Genomic DNA, 16,995 nt, shown 5'->3' with positions numbered 1-16,995 from the left:
GAAGCCCCTACCGGTTGAAGCGCACCGGCACCGAGAGCGAGATCGCTCCGCCGCCACCGACGCCCGCAGGCGGGGCCGGAACCGGGCTGGCGCGACGGATCATCGCCGCCGCCTCGGCATCCAGAGCGGAATCGCCGGAAGAGCCGACGACGCGCGAGGACAGAACATTGCCGCCGCGGTCGATCGCGAAGGCGACCTGGACCGTGCCGGGGCTCGCGCCGCCCGGGAAGCGCTTGTAGCGGTTGAGATGGGCGATCAGCGAGCCGCGCCATGACGCCGTCGAGACCGTCGGCTGGCTGGCCGTGCCCTGCGCGGCGCTGCTCGGGGCGGCGGCGCGCTGCTCGGAGGGCTTCGGTGCCACCGCCTCCTTGGCCCGCTGCTCGATCGGCTTGCGCTCGACGATCTTGGGCTTGGGCTTCGGCTTTTCCTTCTTCTCGACGAGCTTCGGCTTCGGCTCGGGCTTCTTCTCCACCGGCTTCAATTCGGGCGGAGGCGGCAGCAGCACGGCGTCGAGCTTCGGAATCTGCGGCAGTTCCGGCAGCTTGATCTCCGGCTGCTCGACCGGCGTCGGCTCGGGAACCGGCTCCGGCTCCGGCTCCGGGGGCGGCGTCTCCTTGACCGGTTCGGGCGGCGGCGGTTCCGGCTCGGCCCGCTGTTCCGCGACCGGCAGATCCTCCGGCGGCGCCTCGGGCGCGACCGACAGCGCGGCGAGCTCGATCATCACCGCCGGCTCGGGAGCGCCGGCAGCGGCTTCAGTCGGCCGCCAGTTCACGCCGACCCAGGCGGCACCGCCGTGGACCGCGGCGACAGTCAGCGCCGCTGCGCCCCAGCGCAGCGCGGCGAGCCAGCGGCGATCCGGCGCGGAGGCGATCATGGCTTGCCCGCCCCTGGCGCGGCGGCCTGGCCGGTATCCTCCAGCCCGACCAACGCGATCTTGAGGTATCCGGCCTGGCGCAACCTGTTCATCACGTCCATCAGTTCGCGATAGGCCACAGCCCCGTCGGCGCGCAGGAAGACGCGCTGCTCGCGGTCGTTGCTGGTCTGACGGTCGAGGGTGGCCTGCAGCAACTCGCGCGGCACGGTGTCATTGCCGAGCGCGAGCGAAAGGTCCTGCTTCACGGTCAGGAAGACTGGCTTGTCGGGCCGCGGCTGCGGCTGCGCATTCGAGACCGGCAGGTCGACCGCGACGTCGACGGTCGAGAGCGGCGCGGCGACCATGAAGATGATCAGCAGCACCAGGATCACGTCGATGAACGGCGTGACGTTGATCTCGCTGACCTCGCCGAGATCGCCGTCCTGTGACTCCTTGAGCGAAACCGCCATGGCTCACTCCGCCGGAACGCGCGGCATGACAGCCGCTTGCGCGGGTACCGCATGCAGGTTGGTGCGGACCTGCTGAGTCGCCTGCCGGCGCGCCCGTTCAAGATCGCGCGAGAGATGGCGCAGAACCTCGCCCGAGGCGTCCGCGAGGGTGGCGCGGTAGCCGGAAATGGCGCGGGCGAAGACGTTGTAGATGATCACGGCGGGAATAGCCGCGACGAGGCCGATCGCGGTCGCCAGCAGTGCCTCGGCGATTCCTGGCGCGACGACGGCGAGATTGGTCGTCTTCGACTGGCTGATGCCGATGAACGAATTCATGATGCCCCAGACCGTGCCGAACAGGCCGACGAAAGGGGCGGTCGAGCCGATGGTGGCGAGCAGGCCGGTGCCACGCGCCATGCTGCGGCCGGCCCTAGCCTCGATCCGCGACAGCGCGATCGCGGCGCGCTCCTTGATGCCGTCTTCGCCGAGATCGTCGGAGCGCTGGCGCTCGCTCTGGGCGGCGCCGACCAGCTCCACGACCGTGCCGCGCGCCTGGCCCTTGCGGCCGGCGATCGCGCGCGCCGCTTCGTCGAGGCTGATAGCCTCTTCCAGTCGGCGCACCGCCCGCTGCGCCCGCGTCTTGGCGGCGGCGAGCTCGAGCGCCTTGGCGAGCCAGATCGTCCAGGTCACCAGCGAGGCGAAGGCAAGGCCGAGCATCACCGCCTTCACGACGATGTCGGCGGCCATGAACATGCCCCAGGGCGACAGGTCGTGCGGCAGCGTGGCCTGCCCAGCGAGGGGGACAGGGGCCGGGAGGGTGGCGGGAGCGGTCGCAGGCACCGCAGTCTGCGAGGCTCCCGGTGTGGGAGCGGGGGCGGCCTGGCCAGCCGGAGCAGCAGCTGGTGCGGGGGTCGAGGTTGCGGGAGCCGGCAGCCCGCCGCCATGAGCGCCGGATGGGCTCTGCTGCTGCTGCACCGGCGCGGTCTCGGCGGGGACGGTCTGGGCCAGGGCGACGAAGCCCGCCATGGGGGTGGCGGCAATGGCCGTCGCGAGCAGGACTGTGCCGATCAAACGCTGCATCGAATTGGATCCGTGGTCTTGCGGCGCTCCTCCTTGACGGGAGCGCTTTCAAAACGAAGCCGCGTCCGTTGAAGCGGTTCCGGGCGATCGTGCGACGAGGCCGACTGAACACATCGTCCCGCGATCGTCCCCAGCAGTTAAACCAGAGCGAATTGGTTAGCAAATACAATAGTTTACATGCGTTCTAAAGTAACTCGCCCGCTGCTCTTGGTCCGGAACAGTTCAAGTGTTCCGGGTGCTTCGCTCAGCCGCGAGCATGGTCACCTCTGCGCGAGGACCGCGCCGGGATTGAGGATGCCGAGCGGGTCGAAGGCCTGCTTGACCGCTCTCATCAGCTCCAGCGCCTCCGGCTGTGCATGCTCTGCCAGCATACCGGTCAGGCTACGCCCGATGCCATGTTCGGCGGTGATGCTGCCGCCGAAATCGCCGACGATCGCGAAGACCTCTGCATTCACGGCATGGCCGATATCCGCAAGCTGCTCCGCCGACGTCTGCCTGGGAAGGAGCAGGATGACATGGATGTTCCCGTCGCCGACGTGGCCGACGAAGAGCGGCCGCGCTTCGGGGAAGCGTTCGGCAGCCATCGCTTCGATCGCCGAGATGAAGGCCGGGACATCGGCGACCGCGACGCTGGTGTCGTGCGAGACGATCGGGCCGGCGCGGCGGTTCGCTTCCGCGACAGCGAAGCGCAGATGCCAGATCGCCCTGGCTTGCGCCTCGCTTTGCGCGATGGCTGCGTCCCGGAGCGTCCCCTGTTCCAGCGCTGTGGCGAGAGCGCGCGTCAGCAACGCGTCGACGGGGCTGTTCGGATCACTGTCGCCGAGCTCGATGAAGACGTACCAGGCATGGCGCGCTTCGAGCGGCAGGATCGTTCCGGGCACGAGGTCGAGGGTGAGGCCCATCTCGCCGTCGCACATCAGTTCGAAGCTGGAGATGCGCTCGCCTGCGCTCTGCCTCAGCAGGGCGAGCAGCCGCAATGCGTCCGCCGGGCTGGCGAGACCGCACAGTGCCGTCGCGCTCGCGCGCGGCCTGGGAAACAGCCTGAAGGTCGCCGCGGTCACGATCGCGAGCGTGCCTTCCGAGCCGATCACCAGCTCCTTCAGCGCATAGCCGGCATTGTCCTTCCGCAGTGGCTTGAGGTCGTGAATCACGGCGCCATCGGCGCGAACGTATTCGAGGCCGAGCACGAGATCGCGCACAGTGCCGTAGCGGATGACGTTGATGCCGCCGGCATTGGTCGCGACCACCCCGCCGATCTGGCAGGAGCCCTCGCTGCCGAGGCTGAGCGGGAAAAGGCGCTCCTTCGCCGCGGCCGCTTGCTGGATATCGGCGAGGATGCAGCCCGCCTCGGCGGTGAGCGTGTCGCCTTTAAGGTCGATCGCCCTGATCCGGTTGAGACGCGCCAGGGAGAGGACGACGGCTTCGCCGGAGCCGTCCGGCGTCGCCCCGCCCGACAGGCCGGTGTTCCCGCCCTGCGGCACGACCGGCGTGCGCGTCGCGCTCGCCCAACGCAGGATGGTCGAGACCTCCTCGACGCTGCGCGGGCGGAGCAGCGCGAGCGCCGCGCCGCGATGCTTGCCGCGCCAATCGTTCAGATGCGGCGCCATCGCCTGCGGATCGGTGATGATGGCGGCCGGGTCGAGTGCGGTGCGCAGGTCGTCGAGCGGGCTCATCGCGCTAGACCGTGCCGGCATCGACGATGAAGTTCTGGCCGGCACACATGCGCGAGGCGTCGGAGCAGAGGAACAGCACCATCTGCGCGATGTCCTCCGGCAGGATATCGCCCTTCAGCGCCTGGGCTGCCTGGTTGGCCGCGTCCTTTTCCGGTGTCCACCACTGCGTCCGCTGGCGCTCGGTCATCACCCAGCCCGGCGTGACGCAGTTGACCCTGATGCCATCAGGCCCGAGCGCCCGCGATAGCGAGCGGGTGAAGCCGATCACCGCCGATTTCGCCGTGGTGTAGGCGATCATGTGCGGCGAGCCCTTCATCCACGAGGTCGAAGACAGGTTGATGAGCGCCCCGCCGCCGAGGTTGCGCATATCCGGCGCCAGGGCCTGCGCCACGAACATCATCGGCCGCAGGTTCACGGCGAGGCGATCGTCCCAATAGCCCTCGGTGACCGCCTCGAATTCGTGCCGCTCGTCATGACCGGCATTGTTGATGCCGATGGCGAAGGGGCCGTGCAAGGCACGCGCCGCTGCGATCGCGGCTTGTGTGGCCGGGACGTCGCGCAGATCGATGTGGTGGAACGAGACCGTGCGGCCGGCAGCCGTGAGCTCCGCCGCGAGCCGCTCGCCGCGCTCGGCATCGATGTCGAGGAACGCGACCTTGGCGCCCTGCCGCGCCAGCGCTTCGACGATGGCCCGGCCGATGCCGTCGGCGCCGCCAGTGACCAGCGCTGCCTTGCCGGCGAGATCGGGATAGCTGGCTTCGATCCTCACCCGCCGAACTCCGCGGCGGGCAGGCCGGGCACGTCGACCGGCAAGGTGAAGAGCCCGCCCGAGAACGGCGCTTCGGCCAGCACCCGCGAAGGCAGCCGGATACGCGCCGTGGTGATGAACAGCGTCTTCAGGTCGGGACCACCGAAGGCGAGGCTGGTCGGGCGCGGCACAGGCAGCCAAACCTCGCGATCGAGCCGGCCGTCCGGTGCATAGCGGTGCAGGCACCAGCCATCCCAGATCGCGCACCAGACGAAGCCCTCGGCATCGACCGCGAGCCCGTCCGGCCGGCCGGCGACCTCGGCGAAGACGCGGCGATCGGCGAGCGTGCCGGCCTTGGCCTCGAACTCATAGGCATAGATACGGCTATGGGCGGAATCGACGAAGTAGAAGGTCCGGCCATCCGGGCTCCAGTCGAGTCCGTTGGCGACGGTGAGCCCGCTCTCCTGCCGTTGCCAGATGAGGTCCGGCGCAATCGCGTAGAGCGCGCCCGAGGCGCGGCTGGCGTCGAGCCGCATCGTCCCGGCCCAGAGTCGGCCCTGCCGGTCGCATTTGCCGTCATTGAAGCGATTGTCGGGGATGTCGGCTTCGGGATCGGCGAGTGGGGTCAGCCGGCCGCTGGCGAAATCGAAGGCCTCCAGCCCTTCCTGCGTCAGCACGACGAGCCCACCGCCGCGGCGGCCAAGCACGGCACTGACCAGGCGCGGCAGGGTCACCTCCTCGTTGTTCCCGGTTGCCGGGTCGAAGCGGTTGACCGAGGGCGCGAGGATGTCGACCCAGTAGAGCCGCTGCTCGCCGGCCGACCAGTAGGGCCCCTCCGCGAGATGCGCCCCCCAAGGCAGGACGCATTGCACGTTGGGATCGACCGGCCGCGCCGAGCGCGGCGCCGGGGAAATGTTCATCTGCGTCGCGCCGACGTTGCCGGAGATCTGCCGCGCCGCCGCCATCAGGTCGCGGCCGGTGGTGTGGAGCCGCTCACGCGTCAGGCGCGAGGACGGGCCGAACACGCCGATCGCGGCGACGGCCCGGCCAGTATGGTCGAAGATCGGCGCCGCAACCGAGGCGACGCCGGCGACATGCTCCTCCTGCGAGACGGCATAGCCGCGCGCCCGGGTCAGAGCGAGGTCGGCGGCGAGCGCCTCCTCCTCGGTGATCGTCGTCTCGGTGAAGCGCTCGAGCTTCAGCCGATCGACCAGCGCGCGTTGCTCATGCGGCTGGACGAAGGCGAGCAGGGCCTTGCCGCCGGCGGTGCAATGCAGTGGCGCGCGCCGGCCGATCTCGATGCGGAAGCCATAAGGGCCGCCGCGGCTGCGCTGGTCGATATAGAGCACCTCGCCATTGTCGATGGCGCAGAGGGCGGCGGTCTCGCGCGTCTCCTCGGCAAGCCGGTCGAGTGCTGGCGCGCCGGCGCCGCGCAGGTCGAAGGACTCCCAGACGCGATGGGCGAGCTCGAACAGGCGGTGGCCGAGCCTGTAGGTGTTGTCGCTCTCCTCGTGCCGGATCAGGCGGAAGGTCAGCAGCGTGTTTAGCATGCGCGCCAGCGTGCCCTTGGGCAGGCCGGTCGCGGCCTGCAGGTCGCGAAAGCGCGGCGGCGCCGGGGCCTCGCCGATCACGTCGAGCAGGTAGAGGCCCTTGGCGAGGGCCGCAGCGCCGGTCGGGACGTCGCGCTCGTCCGGCGTCAGGACGCGCGCTTCACCCGCGCCCGCGCCGCCTCGCCGATCATGCGCTCGAAGGTCCATTGTGGCTCAAATCCCAGTTCGGTCCGGATCCTGGCGTTCGACGTCTCGTAGAAGACGCCGGAACCCGGCAGGTCGATGGTCTTCAACGGCAGTCCCGTCAACTGCGCCATCATCGTTAGCGCGGCGGCGAAGTCGACCGGCTCGGTCGCGCCGAGATTATAGGTGCGGCCGGCGGCGCGCTCGTCCGACAGCGCGAGCAGAATGCCGGCGACCATGTCGCGCGTGTCAGTGATGTGCATGCGGAAGGGTCGGCTAGCCTCGTTGCGCGACAGCACCAGCGATTCGCGCCCGTCATCGATGGCGCGCAAGGCGGCGACGGCTGCCTGATTGCCGAAGCCTTCCTGCTGCCGGATCTTCGGCTGCAGGAAGAAGCGCGGGCCGGAAAAGAAACTGCCGGGATCGAGCAGCTCGCTGGCATCCTGCGTATGGGAGAAGCGCAGGATCGTCGCCGAGGTACCGCTGGTCCGCTCGAAGAAGCGCACGATTTCTTCGCCGAGGAGCTTGCTCAAGCCGTAGGGCGAGCGCGGCTTCAGCGGGTGATCCTCGTCGATCGGCTGATAATCCGGCACGTTCTCCGGATAGACCTCGCCGGAGGAAGCGAAGACGAGGCGCTTCGGCGCCGCCGCAGCAGCCTCCTCCAGCAGCACGCGCGTGCCCTCGACATTGGCAGTGAACAGCTTGTCCCGATCAGCCGGCAGCCAGGACATGAAGGCGCCGAGATGCAGGATGGCTTCCGCGCCCTGCACGGCATCCCGCGCGGCGGTACGATCGTCGAAGCCGCCGAGCACCTCGCGAAAAGCGGGATGCTCGATACCGCTGGCGCGCAGGTCGAAGCCGGTGACGCGGTGRCCGGCTTCCAGCAGTTGCCGCGCCACGCGCGAGCCGACGCGTCCGGCGCTGCCGGTGACCAGGATCGTGCTCATCGGATTGCCTCGCCGCTGGCGGCATCGAAGACATGGAGCCGCGCCGGATCGAAGGAGAGCGTCAGCGTCGCCTCGGGCGGCCGTGGCTCTGAGTTGATCAGACGCGCGATCAGCGAGGTCCGCCGCGACTCATCCTCGCCGCCGGAACTCGCCTCGCGACGGTGCTCCTCGGGGAGGTCGACATAGACATATTGCTCGCTGCCGAGGCTCTCGATCAGCCGCGGCGTCACCATGAAGGAGACCTGCCCAGCACCGGCGGCGATATGCTCGGGCCGAAGGCCGACGACGATGTCCTTGCCGGCGAGCGCTCCCCCGTTCGCGACGGGAAGCGTCACATCGTGGCCGAATAATTTCGCCGTCGCGCCGCCGCCCGCAGCCTGCGCCTTTGCCTTCAAAAAGTTCATGCCGGGCGAGCCGATGAAGCCGGCGACGAAGAGATTGGCCGGCTCGCGGAACATCACGTCGGGCGAGGCGATCTGCTGGATGACGCCGTCCTTCATGATGACGATCCGGTCGGCCATCGTCATCGCCTCGGTCTGGTCGTGGGTGACGTAGATCGTGGTGACGCGCAGCCTTTTGTGCAGGGCGCTGATCTCGGCGCGGGTATGGACGCGCAACTTGGCGTCGAGATTGGAGAGCGGCTCGTCCATCAGGAAGGCCTGCGGCTCGCGGACGATCGCCCGGCCGAGCGCGACGCGCTGGCGCTGGCCGCCGGAGAGGGCACGCGGCCGCCGCTCGAGCAGATGGTCGATGCCGAGGATTTTGGCGGCGTCATTGACCCGCCTGGTGATCTCGCTGGCGTCGGTGCCGCGCATCTTCAGGCCGAAGCCCATGTTCTTCCGAACCGTGAGATGCGGATAGAGCGCGTAGTTCTGGAAGACCATGGCGATGTCGCGATCGCCGGGCGAGAGGTCGGTGACGTCTCGTTCGCCGATCGAAATCGTGCCGGAGGAGGCTTCCTCCAGCCCGGCCAGGATCTTGAGCATGGTCGACTTGCCGCAGCCGGACGGGCCGACCAGGACGACGAACTCGCCATCGGTGATGTCGAGCGAGAACGCCTTCAGGACGGTGAGCCCGCCATAGGATTTGGTGACGCTGTCGATACGGATTCCAGCCATGCGGGTTCTCTACTTCTCGGCCCCGGCCGTCAGGCCGCCGACGAGATAGCGTTCGAGGAACAGGTAGATGAGCAGGATCGGCAGGGCGACGAGGATTGAGGCGGCGGAGATGTCGCTCCAGTTCGAGATGTACTCGCCCTTCATCGTGGTGATGCCGAGATTGGCGGTCCAGTTGTTCTGGGCGTTGGTCAGGAAGGTGCGGGCATAGGCATAGTCCGACCAGGACAGGACGAAGCCGTAGAGCGCGGTCGCGGCGAGCCCCGGCGCGGAGACCGGCAGGATCACCCGGACCATCGCGCCGAGTGGCGAGCAGCCGTCGACCATCGCCGCCTGTTCGAGCTCGTGTGGGATCGTGTCGAAATAGCCCTTCAGCATCCAGGTGGTGAACGGAATGATCAGGGTGGCGTGGGCGAGGATGATCGACCACAGGCTGCCGATCAGCTCGAGATTGCGGAAGATGCCGAAGAGCGGGATCACCAGCAGCGTCGCCGGCAGCATCTTGGCGGTCAGGATGAACAGCCCGAGCGACTGGCCGCCGCGGACCCGGAAGCGCGACAGGCTGTAGCCGGCGAGCACCGAGACGACCATCGAGATCGCGACCGCGCCGACGGCGGCGAGTGCCGAATTGCCAAGCCAGAGCAGGATCGGCCGCTCGGCCATGATCTGGCCGAACACGCCCCAGCGGGGCTCAGCTGGCCAGAAGCTTGGCGGCAATTGCCGAAGCTGGCTCGGCTCGGAGAGCGCGGTGACGACGAGCCAGTAGATTGGAAAGACCAGGATGGCGCAGGTCAGGACGACGCCGGCATAGAGCAGGACGTGACGCGTGGTTTTCCGTCTCATCGCGGCCTCCTCAGATGTTGTCCGGCGCGCGGGCGATCATCAGCCGGCTCGCGATCACGCAGACGATCAGGGTGATGACGCCGATGGCGGAGGCGTAGCCCATCTTGAAGAAGCCGAAGGCCTGCTCGTAGGTCATGATCGAGAGCGACTGCGTCGCCTTCAGCGGGCCGCCGCCGGTCAGCACGTAGATGATCGAGAAGTCGCGGAAGACCCAGAGCATCACCAGCACGAGCGTGACGCCGATCACCGGCATCAGCGAGGGGATGGTGATGTGGATCAGCCGCTGCCAGGCGCGGGCGCCGTCGACCTTGGCGGCGTTGTAGAAATCCTCGGGGATCGACTGCAACCCGGCCAGCATCATGATCGAGACGAAGGGATAGCCCTTCCAGACCATCACCGTGCAGACCACGGCGAAGGCGGCGTCGGGCGAGGAGAACCAGTTGATCGTCTGGTCGACCAGGCCGAGCTTGATGAAGAGCCAGTTCATCAGGCCGAAGGAGGAATCGAACAGCCAGGCGAAGATCACGACCGCGATGACTTCGGGGATCGCCCAGGGCAGGGCGACGAGCAGCCGCGCCAGCGCCTGGCCCTTGAAGCGGATGTTGACCAGCAGCGCCGTGCCGAGGCCGAGCAGGAAGCAGAAGAAGGAGACGATGGTGACGAGCTTGAAGGTCACCCAGCAGGCGTTCCAGAAATCCTCGGAGGCGAAGAGCCGTTCGTAATTGGCGGTGGTGAAGGGCCGGCGCGGCTGGTCGAGCCGGGCGATGTTGACGTTCTGGAAGGAGAGATCGACCGAGACGAACAGCGGATAGACGATGATCAGCGCGATCAGCAGCACCGCTGGCGCCAGCAGCAGGTAGCCGAGCCAATGCCGCCGGCTGGGTCTCGCAAGGTCGAGGAAGGCTGATCGGGGCATGCTGTCTCGTCTCCTCTCTTCGCAGGGCGGGCGCGGGGAACCCTTCTCCCGTGTGGGAGAAGGGCAGGGATGAGGGCCTGCCCTATCCGGAGAGGGTGAAGCGGCGCCGCTGCGGCTTCATTCTGAAACGGCGGTCCCTCACCCCTGCCCCTCTCCCATCCGGGAGAGGGGTTCCCGCGGTGCCTCACTGCTTCTGCAGCGCCTCGGCCTTGGCCTGCATCGTCGCTGCGACCGTCTTCGGGTCGAGGTCCTGGATGATCATGCGCTGGGATTCTTCCATGACCATCTTGGCGAATTCGTTGAATTGCAGCTCCAGCCCCTTCGGGATGCGGTCGACCTTGGCCTCGGCGGCAGCCTTGGTCGCCTGCACCAGCAACTCGAAATGCGGTGTGTCCTTGGTCGCGGCCGAGGTGTCGGCGCGTGGGCTAGGCGGCGGCGAGGCGCCCAGCGTCGCATAGCTCGACTGGAACTTGTCGGAGGTTGCGATCGCGATGAAGTCCCAGACCAGCTTCTTGTTTTCCTTCGGCGCATCGGCGGCGATGCCGAGCACGTTGGAGGAGCCACCGACCGGCGGCTTGAACGGCACCATGCCGAGCTTGATCTGGTCCTTGGCCTTGCCCTTCTGGATGATCGGGTAGAGCCAGGGCCCGTCCGTCTTCATCGCGATCTTGCCGTCGGCGAACATCTGGCGGACCTCGCCTGCGGCCAGGTCACGCGGCGTCAGGCTGGTCTTGACGATGGTCTTCCAGCGCGACAGGCCCTCGATCATCTCCGGCGTGTTGATCGTCACCTTACCGGCATCATTGGTCCAGCGCCCGCCGGCATCGAGCGTGTAGTTCATCATCTCGCTCATATACTGGCCGCCGCCGCCCTTGGTCTCGTGGCCGGTGCCGAACTGGTCGGTGATGCCGTCACCGTTGAGGTCCTTGGTCAGCTTCTGCGCCGCGGCGAGGAATTCGGCATAGGTCTTCGGGACAGCAAGGCCTTCCTTCTTCAGCAATTCCTCGTTGTAAGCGAAGATGTAGCCGAAATAGAGCATCATCGTGCAGACGGTCTGCTTGTTCCAAGTGCAGGTGTCCTGCCCAGCCCAGCCTTTGAGATCGAGCTTCGCATCCTTGATGTAGCCGTCGAGCGGCTCCAGCCAGCCATTATCGGCGAATTTCTGGAACTCGAAGGAGGCGAGGTGGACGATATCAGGCGGCTTGCCGCCGGCGAACAGCGTCGTCATCGTGTCGGCATAGGCGCCGCGCTCGACCTTGGTCCATTCGATCTTGACGCCGGGATGGGTCGCCTCGAACTCCTTGATCACAGAGCCCCACCAGTCGCCGACGCCGCGCTCATCCTTCTGCCAGGAGACGAACTTCAGCACCTTGCCCTGCGCCCAGGCGGCGCCGGGGAGAAAGCCGGCGGCGAGCGCGAGCGCAGCCGCGGAGAGTGCAAGCCTTGTCCTCGTCATGGTCTCCTCCTCCCTTTGTTGTTGTCGCTAAAGCCGCTTCAGCAGCTTGAGCGCTTCTTTCGACGGCTCGACGCCGAGGCCGAGACCGCTCGGCAAACGGTAGAAGCCGGCGCTGCAATCCATGTCGCCTTGGAGCAGCCGCCGGTTCGGCTCGAAGATCGAGTGCTGGAACTCGTGGCACTCGACCGCGGCGAGCGCCGAGGATGCATGCAGGCTCGCCGCCAGGAACAGGCCGATGCCGATCGTGGCGTGCGGGATGACCCGAAGATGATGCGCCTGCGCATAGAGGCCGATGCGCATGAACTCAGTCACGCCCTTATGGCCCATCTCCGGCTGGACGATCGCGCAAGCCCGCCGCGCGACGCGCGGCACGAGATCGTAGACCGTGCGCCATTCCTCGCCGGCCGCGACCGGCGTCGAGACCTTCGCGGCGACATGGGCTAGGCCGTCGAGATCCTCCGGCTTCACCGGCGCCTCGGCGAACCAGAGGTCGTGCGGCTCCATCGCTCGGATCGCAGCGACGGCCTCTTCGCCGGTATGGATCCAGTGCATGTCGCAGGCGATGCGCGCCTGCGGCCCGAGCCGTTCGCGCAGCGTCCTGATTTCCGCGACATTGCCGTCATCGGCGACGGGGGCGGCGAACTTGAAGCTGTCGAAGCCCTTCGCCTGCCACTCGGCCGCGAGCTCGGCCCGTTCCGCCAGCGTCGGCTTCGGCAGGCCGGAGATGTAAGCCGGCAAATGCTCATGCTTCTGGCCGCCGAGCAGCTTGACCAGCGGCAGGCTGGAGAGCTTGCCGCACAGGTCCCAGAGCGCGATGTCGATCGCCGCGAGCGCGTCGAGATAGAAGCCGCCGGTATAACCGCGCACTCGCATCAGGTCGTAGAGATCGTCGTGGATGACGCTGACGTCGCGCGGGTCGCGCCCGACGACGAACGGGCCGAGCAGGTCGTCGATGATCGCCATCGCCGCGCCCGGCGCGACGATGCCATAGGTCTCGCCCCAGCCGACCGCGCCGCTTGCCGTCTCGATCCGGACGACCACCGTGCGATCGACCGTCGGATACACCGTGCGGTTCCCCTTGCGGACGATGTAGCCGTGATCGTTGATGCGCTCGCCCTCGCGCAGCGCGCCGAGATAGGGCGTCTCGCGCGGGATGGTGATCGAGAAGACCTCGACGCGGGCGACACGCTCGGTCATCACGCGCCACCGCCGAATGTCGGCTCGCGAGGCTCGACCGTCATCAGCTCGGCGCACGCGTCCAGCCAGGCGTCGATCTCGGCGACGTCCAGCGCGTCCATCCGCGGCACTTTCGCCCGCACGACCTGATTGGTCAGCACGCCACGCCGGGTCAGCACATGCTTGGTGAAGGCCATGCGGAAATTGAACTGGATCACCAGCAGCGGCAGCGTGCGCATATAGAGCTCGCGCGCGCGCTCGATCTCGCCAGCGCGATAGGCGCGGTCCATCGCGACATGGACATCGGCGAGCTCGACCGCCGGCATCGCGCCGCAGGCGCCGCGATTGTATTCGTCGATCAGATAGCGCGCCCCGCCGCCGCCGATCACGCCCTTCAGATGCGCCGGCATGCCGGCCGTGATCGCCGAGATGGCGAGGCCCGACGGCAGCGTCTCCTCCTTGACATAGGTGATCGCCGGGTTGTCGCGGACGATCTGGAGGATGGCCTCGGGCTTGAGGTCGGAGCCGCGCGGCGCCGGCGCGTTCTGCAGCACGATCTCGATGCCGGGCACTGCCGCGGCGATCTCGCCATAGAAAGCCGAGACGGCCTCCGTCGTCGTGCCGACGCTCTTGGGCGCCTGGATCATCGCATGGCGGATGCCGTTGGAGAGCGCTTCGCGGCAATGCGAGATCGCTTCGAGCGCGGTCGGGGCGCTCGCCCCGGCGACGATCGGCACCCTTCCACCGACCCTGGTGACGACCACCTTCAGCAGTGTCGCCCGCTCCGCCGCGCTGAGCTCGTCGACCTCGCTGGCGAAGCCCGGGAACACCACGCCGTCGACGCCGCTGGCCAGCGCAAAGTCGACGATCCCCGCCATTGCGTCGGGATCGATCGCCCCTGACTCCGTGAACGGCGTCGGCAACACCGGGAGCATGCCTTGCAGCACTGCGTTCCTCCTATCGATCCATATTATGGATCATTTGTTTTCTAATATGGACCGTACTTCTCAGGATTGAGATCGTCAAGCGCGCATGAAAAAGGCCGCCAGGCTTATCGCCCGGCGGCCTCCATGGTTTCGCAGCCTTTGGCGGCGGTCAGTGCTTGTGAGCTTCGGCCGGAGCACGGGCGCCGACCGACTGCACGGAGAACTCGACCGGGACCGGCCCGGCTTTCTCGAAGGTCAGCGTGCCCTTGATCGTCTCGCCTTCCTTGAGCTGGCGTTTCAGATCCATGAACATGATGTGGTAGCCGCCGGGCTTCAGCTCGAGCTTGGCGCCGGGCTTGAGCTCGACGCCCTCGGGCAGGCCGCGCATGGTCATCACGCCGTTGTTGACCGCCATCTCGTGGATCTCGACCTTGCCGGCGATCTCGCTGCTGCCGCCGAGCAGGCGGTCGGATGCGCTGCCGGTATTGGTGACCGCGACATAGCCGCCGGCGACCTTGGCGCCGCCGGGAGTCGCGCGCGTCCAGGGCTGCTCGATCTTGAGCGGACCGGCCATGTAGTCCTGGGCGAGGGCAGCGCCACAGCTCAGCGCGAGGGCTGCCGCGGCGAGGGACAGGCGAAGTTTGGTCATGTCGAGGCTCCTTGGGTGATCAAAGCGAGAGTCGGATCTTGGCGAGTTCGGCGTTGCGCCGGGCGGCGTCGATCAAGGGCTTGCGCCGCGCCAACACATCACCGGTGAGCTTGGCACCGGCGCGTTCGGGCGAGCCGGCATCGAAAGGCGGCTGCGGATCATATTCCAGCACGAGCTGGATCAGGCGCGCCGTCTCCTCATCGCGCAGCTTGGCGGCGACCGTCAGGCCGAAATCGATCCCGGCGGTGACGCCGCCGCCGGTGATGCGGTTGCGGTCAGTGACGACGCGGCTGTGCTCGACGCTTGCGCCCATCGATGCCAAGAGGTCGCGAATGTACCAGTGACCGGTGGCGCGGTAGCCCTTGAGCAGGCCGGCTGCGCCGAGCACCAGCGAGCCCGTGCAGACCGCCGTGACATAGCGGGCCCGAGCGCCGCGATCGGCGAGGAAGGCGAGTGTTTCAGCATCTTCCATCAGGGCGACGCTACCTTTCAGCCCGCCGGGGATGAACAGGACATCGAGCTCGGCCGGGCAATCGGCATAGCTCGTGGTTGGCGTGACCGGCAGGCTAAGATCGTTCGCGACCGGCTGCCGGTCCTTCCAGACCAGGTGCAGCTCCGTCTGCAGCAGCGAGAACACGGTCAGCGGACCGACCAGGTCGAGCAGGACCATATCGGGATGCACCAGCATCGCGATCCGCGGCGTGCTCGTTCCGGCGGGCTGGGCCAGCGCGGCTTGCGGCAATCCGGCGAGCAATCCGGAGAGCGCGCCAGCCGCTGCCAAGCCCGCCCAGTCGCGTCTTGTGATGTCACCTGTCATGGCCTGATCTCCACGGTCTCCTTGAGACGGGCCATCTCGAAATCCGAGACCAGGGTCTCGAGCTCGATGGTCCAGCGGCCGGCGACGGGAAGCGTCAGATCGCCGACTTGCCAGCTGCCATCCGCTTGCTTGGTGGCTTGCCGCTCGATCGGCTCGATGCCGGCTTCCGGCCGTGACAAGGCAATCCGCAATTCCTTCGCCGCGAGCGGGCCGAACTCGCCGTCGAGCAGCGAGACGGTGATCGTCACGGGGCCGGCGTGGCCTGGTGTCAGGCTGATGTCGGCCATCGCCTTCTCGGTATGGATATGGACGCTGGCCGGCTGCGCCGCCGCCGCAGCGAGGGCGCGCGGCGGCGGTGTGAAGCGCCAGAGCGCGGCGACAGCGAGGATGGCGACGATGATCGCAATCTCGGCTGCGATGATCCGGATGAGCAGCCGACGGGCGCTCGCGCGTCCGGATACGGCCGCTTCGGTCAGCCGGTAGCGGTTGAAGGCCCCGAGCCCGATCAGCGCCATGACCAGCGTGAGCTTGCCGGTGAGCACGAGGCCGTAGGGCGTGGTCAGCAACGCCTGCGGGCGCTCGACCTGGACGATCGCAAGTACGACACCGCTGAGGAGGATGACGAGCAGCAGCACCGGAATGCGCCGCGAGAAGCGCTGCAGCGCCAGCGCCCCATCGGGCTGCCGGCAGGCGAGGGCGAGCGGCAACAGCGCGCCGGCCCAGCCGGTCATGCCGACGGCATGCAGGAACACCGCCGGACGGGTCAGGAATTGCGGCGCGGCGGCGCTTGCATGACCGCTTGCGGCAAGCGCCGCGCCGATGCCGAGCCAGGCGAGGATTGCGAACAGGCGCTCGCTGCGGTTGGAGCGGGCGAGCGCAATGAGCGCGGTCAGCAGCGCGAGCATCGCAATCAGCGCTGTGCGGCCGAAGCTGCTCGCGGCCGCGGCTTTCCAGACCGCAAGCTGCAGCGCGCCGGAGAGCGGCAATGCCAGAGCGTCGAGACCCTGTGCCGCAACGGCGATCGGTATCGACAGCAGCCCCAGCAGGAGAAAGCTGGCGATCGGCCGGCGCGCGGCAGCGGGCAGAGGGGCGGCCCAAGCCATGAAGGCGACGCCGCCAATGCCGAAAACGAGGCCGAGATAGAGCCCGAGCTTGCCGAGCCAGAGCATGAGGCGAACGGCGGGCTCGCTTTGCGTCGTCACGACCGGAGCCGCACTCGGCGAGCCTATCGAGAACAGCACCGAGCCGCCGACCGGATGGCCGTCCTCGGAGACGACGCGCCAGCTCAGCACATGCGTGCCATTGGCGAGGTCGGACGGCGCCGCGATCGTGAGTGTCCGATCCGCGAGCGTGAAGCGCGTCAGCGGGCGGCTCGTCCCGTCCGGGCCGATCAGATTCAGCACCAGCGGCGAGACCGGTTCGCTGAAGCTCAGGCTGAATTCGCCAGGCACGCTGGCGACGACCGAGCCGTCGGCCGGAACGGTCTTCGTCAAGGCGGCATGCGCCAGCGTCTGTCCTGCCGTTGCGAGCGAGGCGATGGCGAGGCCGAGCAGGATGAGAAGGAGATGAAGTTGCCGGGTCATGGCGGGACGGCGGCCGGGCGGAAAACCCGGC

Annotated in this window: 16 protein-coding genes; all 16 read right to left on the bottom strand. The window is 67.9% G+C overall.

Translation table 11 applies throughout. The annotated features are described in order from the left end of the window. Positions 1–7: 7 nt before the first annotated feature. Entirely contained in the window at positions 8–874 is an 867-nt protein-coding gene (locus AC1DS0_RS28755; RefSeq protein ID WP_476817632.1) for a TonB family protein, read from the bottom strand. After that, the gene (exbD, locus tag AC1DS0_RS28750) at positions 871–1,323 is read right to left on the bottom strand and encodes a TonB system transport protein ExbD (RefSeq protein ID WP_476817631.1); all 453 of its coding nucleotides are present in this window, start codon (positions 1,321–1,323) and stop codon (positions 871–873) included. Before exbD ends, AC1DS0_RS28755 begins: the two co-directional genes overlap by 4 nt. Positions 1,324–1,326: 3 nt before the next feature. Continuing rightward, positions 1,327–2,382 (bottom strand): tonB-system energizer ExbB, encoded by a 1,056-nt coding sequence (exbB, locus tag AC1DS0_RS28745; protein ID WP_476817630.1) that lies wholly within the window; start codon positions 2,380–2,382, stop codon positions 1,327–1,329. Between the two features lie 260 nt (positions 2,383–2,642). Continuing rightward, complete coding sequence (locus AC1DS0_RS28740) at positions 2,643–4,055, bottom strand: FAD-binding oxidoreductase (protein ID WP_476817629.1); 1,413 nt, start codon at positions 4,053–4,055, stop codon at positions 2,643–2,645. A gap of 4 nt (positions 4,056–4,059) precedes the next feature. Further along, positions 4,060–4,824, bottom strand: a complete 765-nt coding sequence (locus tag AC1DS0_RS28735; protein WP_476817628.1) for an SDR family NAD(P)-dependent oxidoreductase — start codon at positions 4,822–4,824, stop codon at positions 4,060–4,062. Beyond that, the gene (locus AC1DS0_RS28730; RefSeq protein ID WP_476817627.1) at positions 4,821–6,560 is read right to left on the bottom strand and encodes an SMP-30/gluconolactonase/LRE family protein; all 1,740 of its coding nucleotides are present in this window, start codon (positions 6,558–6,560) and stop codon (positions 4,821–4,823) included. Before AC1DS0_RS28730 ends, AC1DS0_RS28735 begins: the two co-directional genes overlap by 4 nt. Beyond that, positions 6,500–7,483 (bottom strand): NAD-dependent epimerase/dehydratase family protein, encoded by a 984-nt coding sequence (locus tag AC1DS0_RS28725; RefSeq protein ID WP_476817626.1) that lies wholly within the window; start codon positions 7,481–7,483, stop codon positions 6,500–6,502. The genes AC1DS0_RS28730 and AC1DS0_RS28725 overlap by 61 nt, the downstream gene beginning before the upstream one ends. Continuing rightward, positions 7,480–8,601 carry an ABC transporter ATP-binding protein gene (locus AC1DS0_RS28720; RefSeq protein WP_476817625.1) on the bottom strand — a complete coding sequence of 374 codons (1,122 nt, stop codon included), beginning with the start codon at positions 8,599–8,601 and terminating at the stop codon, positions 7,480–7,482. The genes AC1DS0_RS28725 and AC1DS0_RS28720 overlap by 4 nt, the downstream gene beginning before the upstream one ends. A 9-nt stretch (positions 8,602–8,610) precedes the next feature. Beyond that, positions 8,611–9,441, bottom strand: coding sequence for a carbohydrate ABC transporter permease (locus tag AC1DS0_RS28715; RefSeq protein ID WP_476817624.1), 831 nt, complete (start codon positions 9,439–9,441; stop codon positions 8,611–8,613). A gap of 10 nt (positions 9,442–9,451) precedes the next feature. Next, on the bottom strand, positions 9,452–10,357 hold the full coding sequence (locus AC1DS0_RS28710; RefSeq protein ID WP_476817623.1) for a carbohydrate ABC transporter permease: 906 nt from the start codon (positions 10,355–10,357) through the stop codon (positions 9,452–9,454). A gap of 184 nt (positions 10,358–10,541) precedes the next feature. Next, a complete protein-coding gene (locus tag AC1DS0_RS28705) occupies positions 10,542–11,813 on the bottom strand; it encodes an ABC transporter substrate-binding protein (protein WP_476817622.1) in 1,272 nt (423 codons plus the stop codon). 27 nt (positions 11,814–11,840) lie between these two features. Next, positions 11,841–13,010 (bottom strand): mandelate racemase/muconate lactonizing enzyme family protein, encoded by a 1,170-nt coding sequence (locus AC1DS0_RS28700; RefSeq protein ID WP_476817621.1) that lies wholly within the window; start codon positions 13,008–13,010, stop codon positions 11,841–11,843. Then, complete coding sequence (locus tag AC1DS0_RS28695; RefSeq protein ID WP_476817679.1) at positions 13,010–13,924, bottom strand: dihydrodipicolinate synthase family protein; 915 nt, start codon at positions 13,922–13,924, stop codon at positions 13,010–13,012. The genes AC1DS0_RS28700 and AC1DS0_RS28695 overlap by 1 nt, the downstream gene beginning before the upstream one ends. Positions 13,925–14,084: 160 nt before the next feature. Further along, positions 14,085–14,564 (bottom strand): copper chaperone PCu(A)C, encoded by a 480-nt coding sequence (locus tag AC1DS0_RS28690; RefSeq protein WP_476817620.1) that lies wholly within the window; start codon positions 14,562–14,564, stop codon positions 14,085–14,087. A gap of 19 nt (positions 14,565–14,583) precedes the next feature. After that, positions 14,584–15,381 carry a DJ-1/PfpI family protein gene (locus tag AC1DS0_RS28685; protein ID WP_476817619.1) on the bottom strand — a complete coding sequence of 266 codons (798 nt, stop codon included), beginning with the start codon at positions 15,379–15,381 and terminating at the stop codon, positions 14,584–14,586. Beyond that, positions 15,378–16,964 (bottom strand): copper resistance CopC/CopD family protein, encoded by a 1,587-nt coding sequence (locus AC1DS0_RS28680; RefSeq protein ID WP_476817618.1) that lies wholly within the window; start codon positions 16,962–16,964, stop codon positions 15,378–15,380. The genes AC1DS0_RS28685 and AC1DS0_RS28680 overlap by 4 nt, the downstream gene beginning before the upstream one ends. Positions 16,965–16,995: the final 31 nt, after the last annotated feature.

Source organism: Allobosea sp. P4_H5, assembly GCF_056400825.1.
Note: the sequence above shows the minus strand (reverse complement) of the source record. Positions and strands in the feature narration are given on the sequence as shown.

What these genes read in the sequence shown, in the direction of transcription:
- AC1DS0_RS28755 (WP_476817632.1), bottom strand. Translation starts at nt 874, where the DNA reads ATGATCGCCTCCGCGCCGGATCGCCGCTGGCTCGCCGCGCTGCGCTGG.
- exbD (WP_476817631.1), bottom strand. Translation starts at nt 1,323, where the DNA reads ATGGCGGTTTCGCTCAAGGAGTCACAGGACGGCGATCTCGGCGAGGTC.
- exbB (WP_476817630.1), bottom strand. Translation starts at nt 2,382, where the DNA reads ATGCAGCGTTTGATCGGCACAGTCCTGCTCGCGACGGCCATTGCCGCC.
- AC1DS0_RS28740 (WP_476817629.1), bottom strand. Translation starts at nt 4,055, where the DNA reads ATGAGCCCGCTCGACGACCTGCGCACCGCACTCGACCCGGCCGCCATC.
- AC1DS0_RS28730 (WP_476817627.1), bottom strand. Translation starts at nt 6,560, where the DNA reads ATGGACCTTCGAGCGCATGATCGGCGAGGCGGCGCGGGCGCGGGTGAA.
- AC1DS0_RS28720 (WP_476817625.1), bottom strand. Translation starts at nt 8,601, where the DNA reads ATGGCTGGAATCCGTATCGACAGCGTCACCAAATCCTATGGCGGGCTC.
- AC1DS0_RS28715 (WP_476817624.1), bottom strand. Translation starts at nt 9,441, where the DNA reads ATGAGACGGAAAACCACGCGTCACGTCCTGCTCTATGCCGGCGTCGTC.
- AC1DS0_RS28710 (WP_476817623.1), bottom strand. Translation starts at nt 10,357, where the DNA reads ATGCCCCGATCAGCCTTCCTCGACCTTGCGAGACCCAGCCGGCGGCAT.
- AC1DS0_RS28705 (WP_476817622.1), bottom strand. Translation starts at nt 11,813, where the DNA reads ATGACGAGGACAAGGCTTGCACTCTCCGCGGCTGCGCTCGCGCTCGCC.
- AC1DS0_RS28700 (WP_476817621.1), bottom strand. Translation starts at nt 13,010, where the DNA reads ATGACCGAGCGTGTCGCCCGCGTCGAGGTCTTCTCGATCACCATCCCG.
- AC1DS0_RS28695 (WP_476817679.1), bottom strand. Translation starts at nt 13,924, where the DNA reads ATGCTCCCGGTGTTGCCGACGCCGTTCACGGAGTCAGGGGCGATCGAT.
- AC1DS0_RS28690 (WP_476817620.1), bottom strand. Translation starts at nt 14,564, where the DNA reads ATGACCAAACTTCGCCTGTCCCTCGCCGCGGCAGCCCTCGCGCTGAGC.
- AC1DS0_RS28685 (WP_476817619.1), bottom strand. Translation starts at nt 15,381, where the DNA reads ATGACAGGTGACATCACAAGACGCGACTGGGCGGGCTTGGCAGCGGCT.
- AC1DS0_RS28680 (WP_476817618.1), bottom strand. Translation starts at nt 16,964, where the DNA reads ATGACCCGGCAACTTCATCTCCTTCTCATCCTGCTCGGCCTCGCCATC.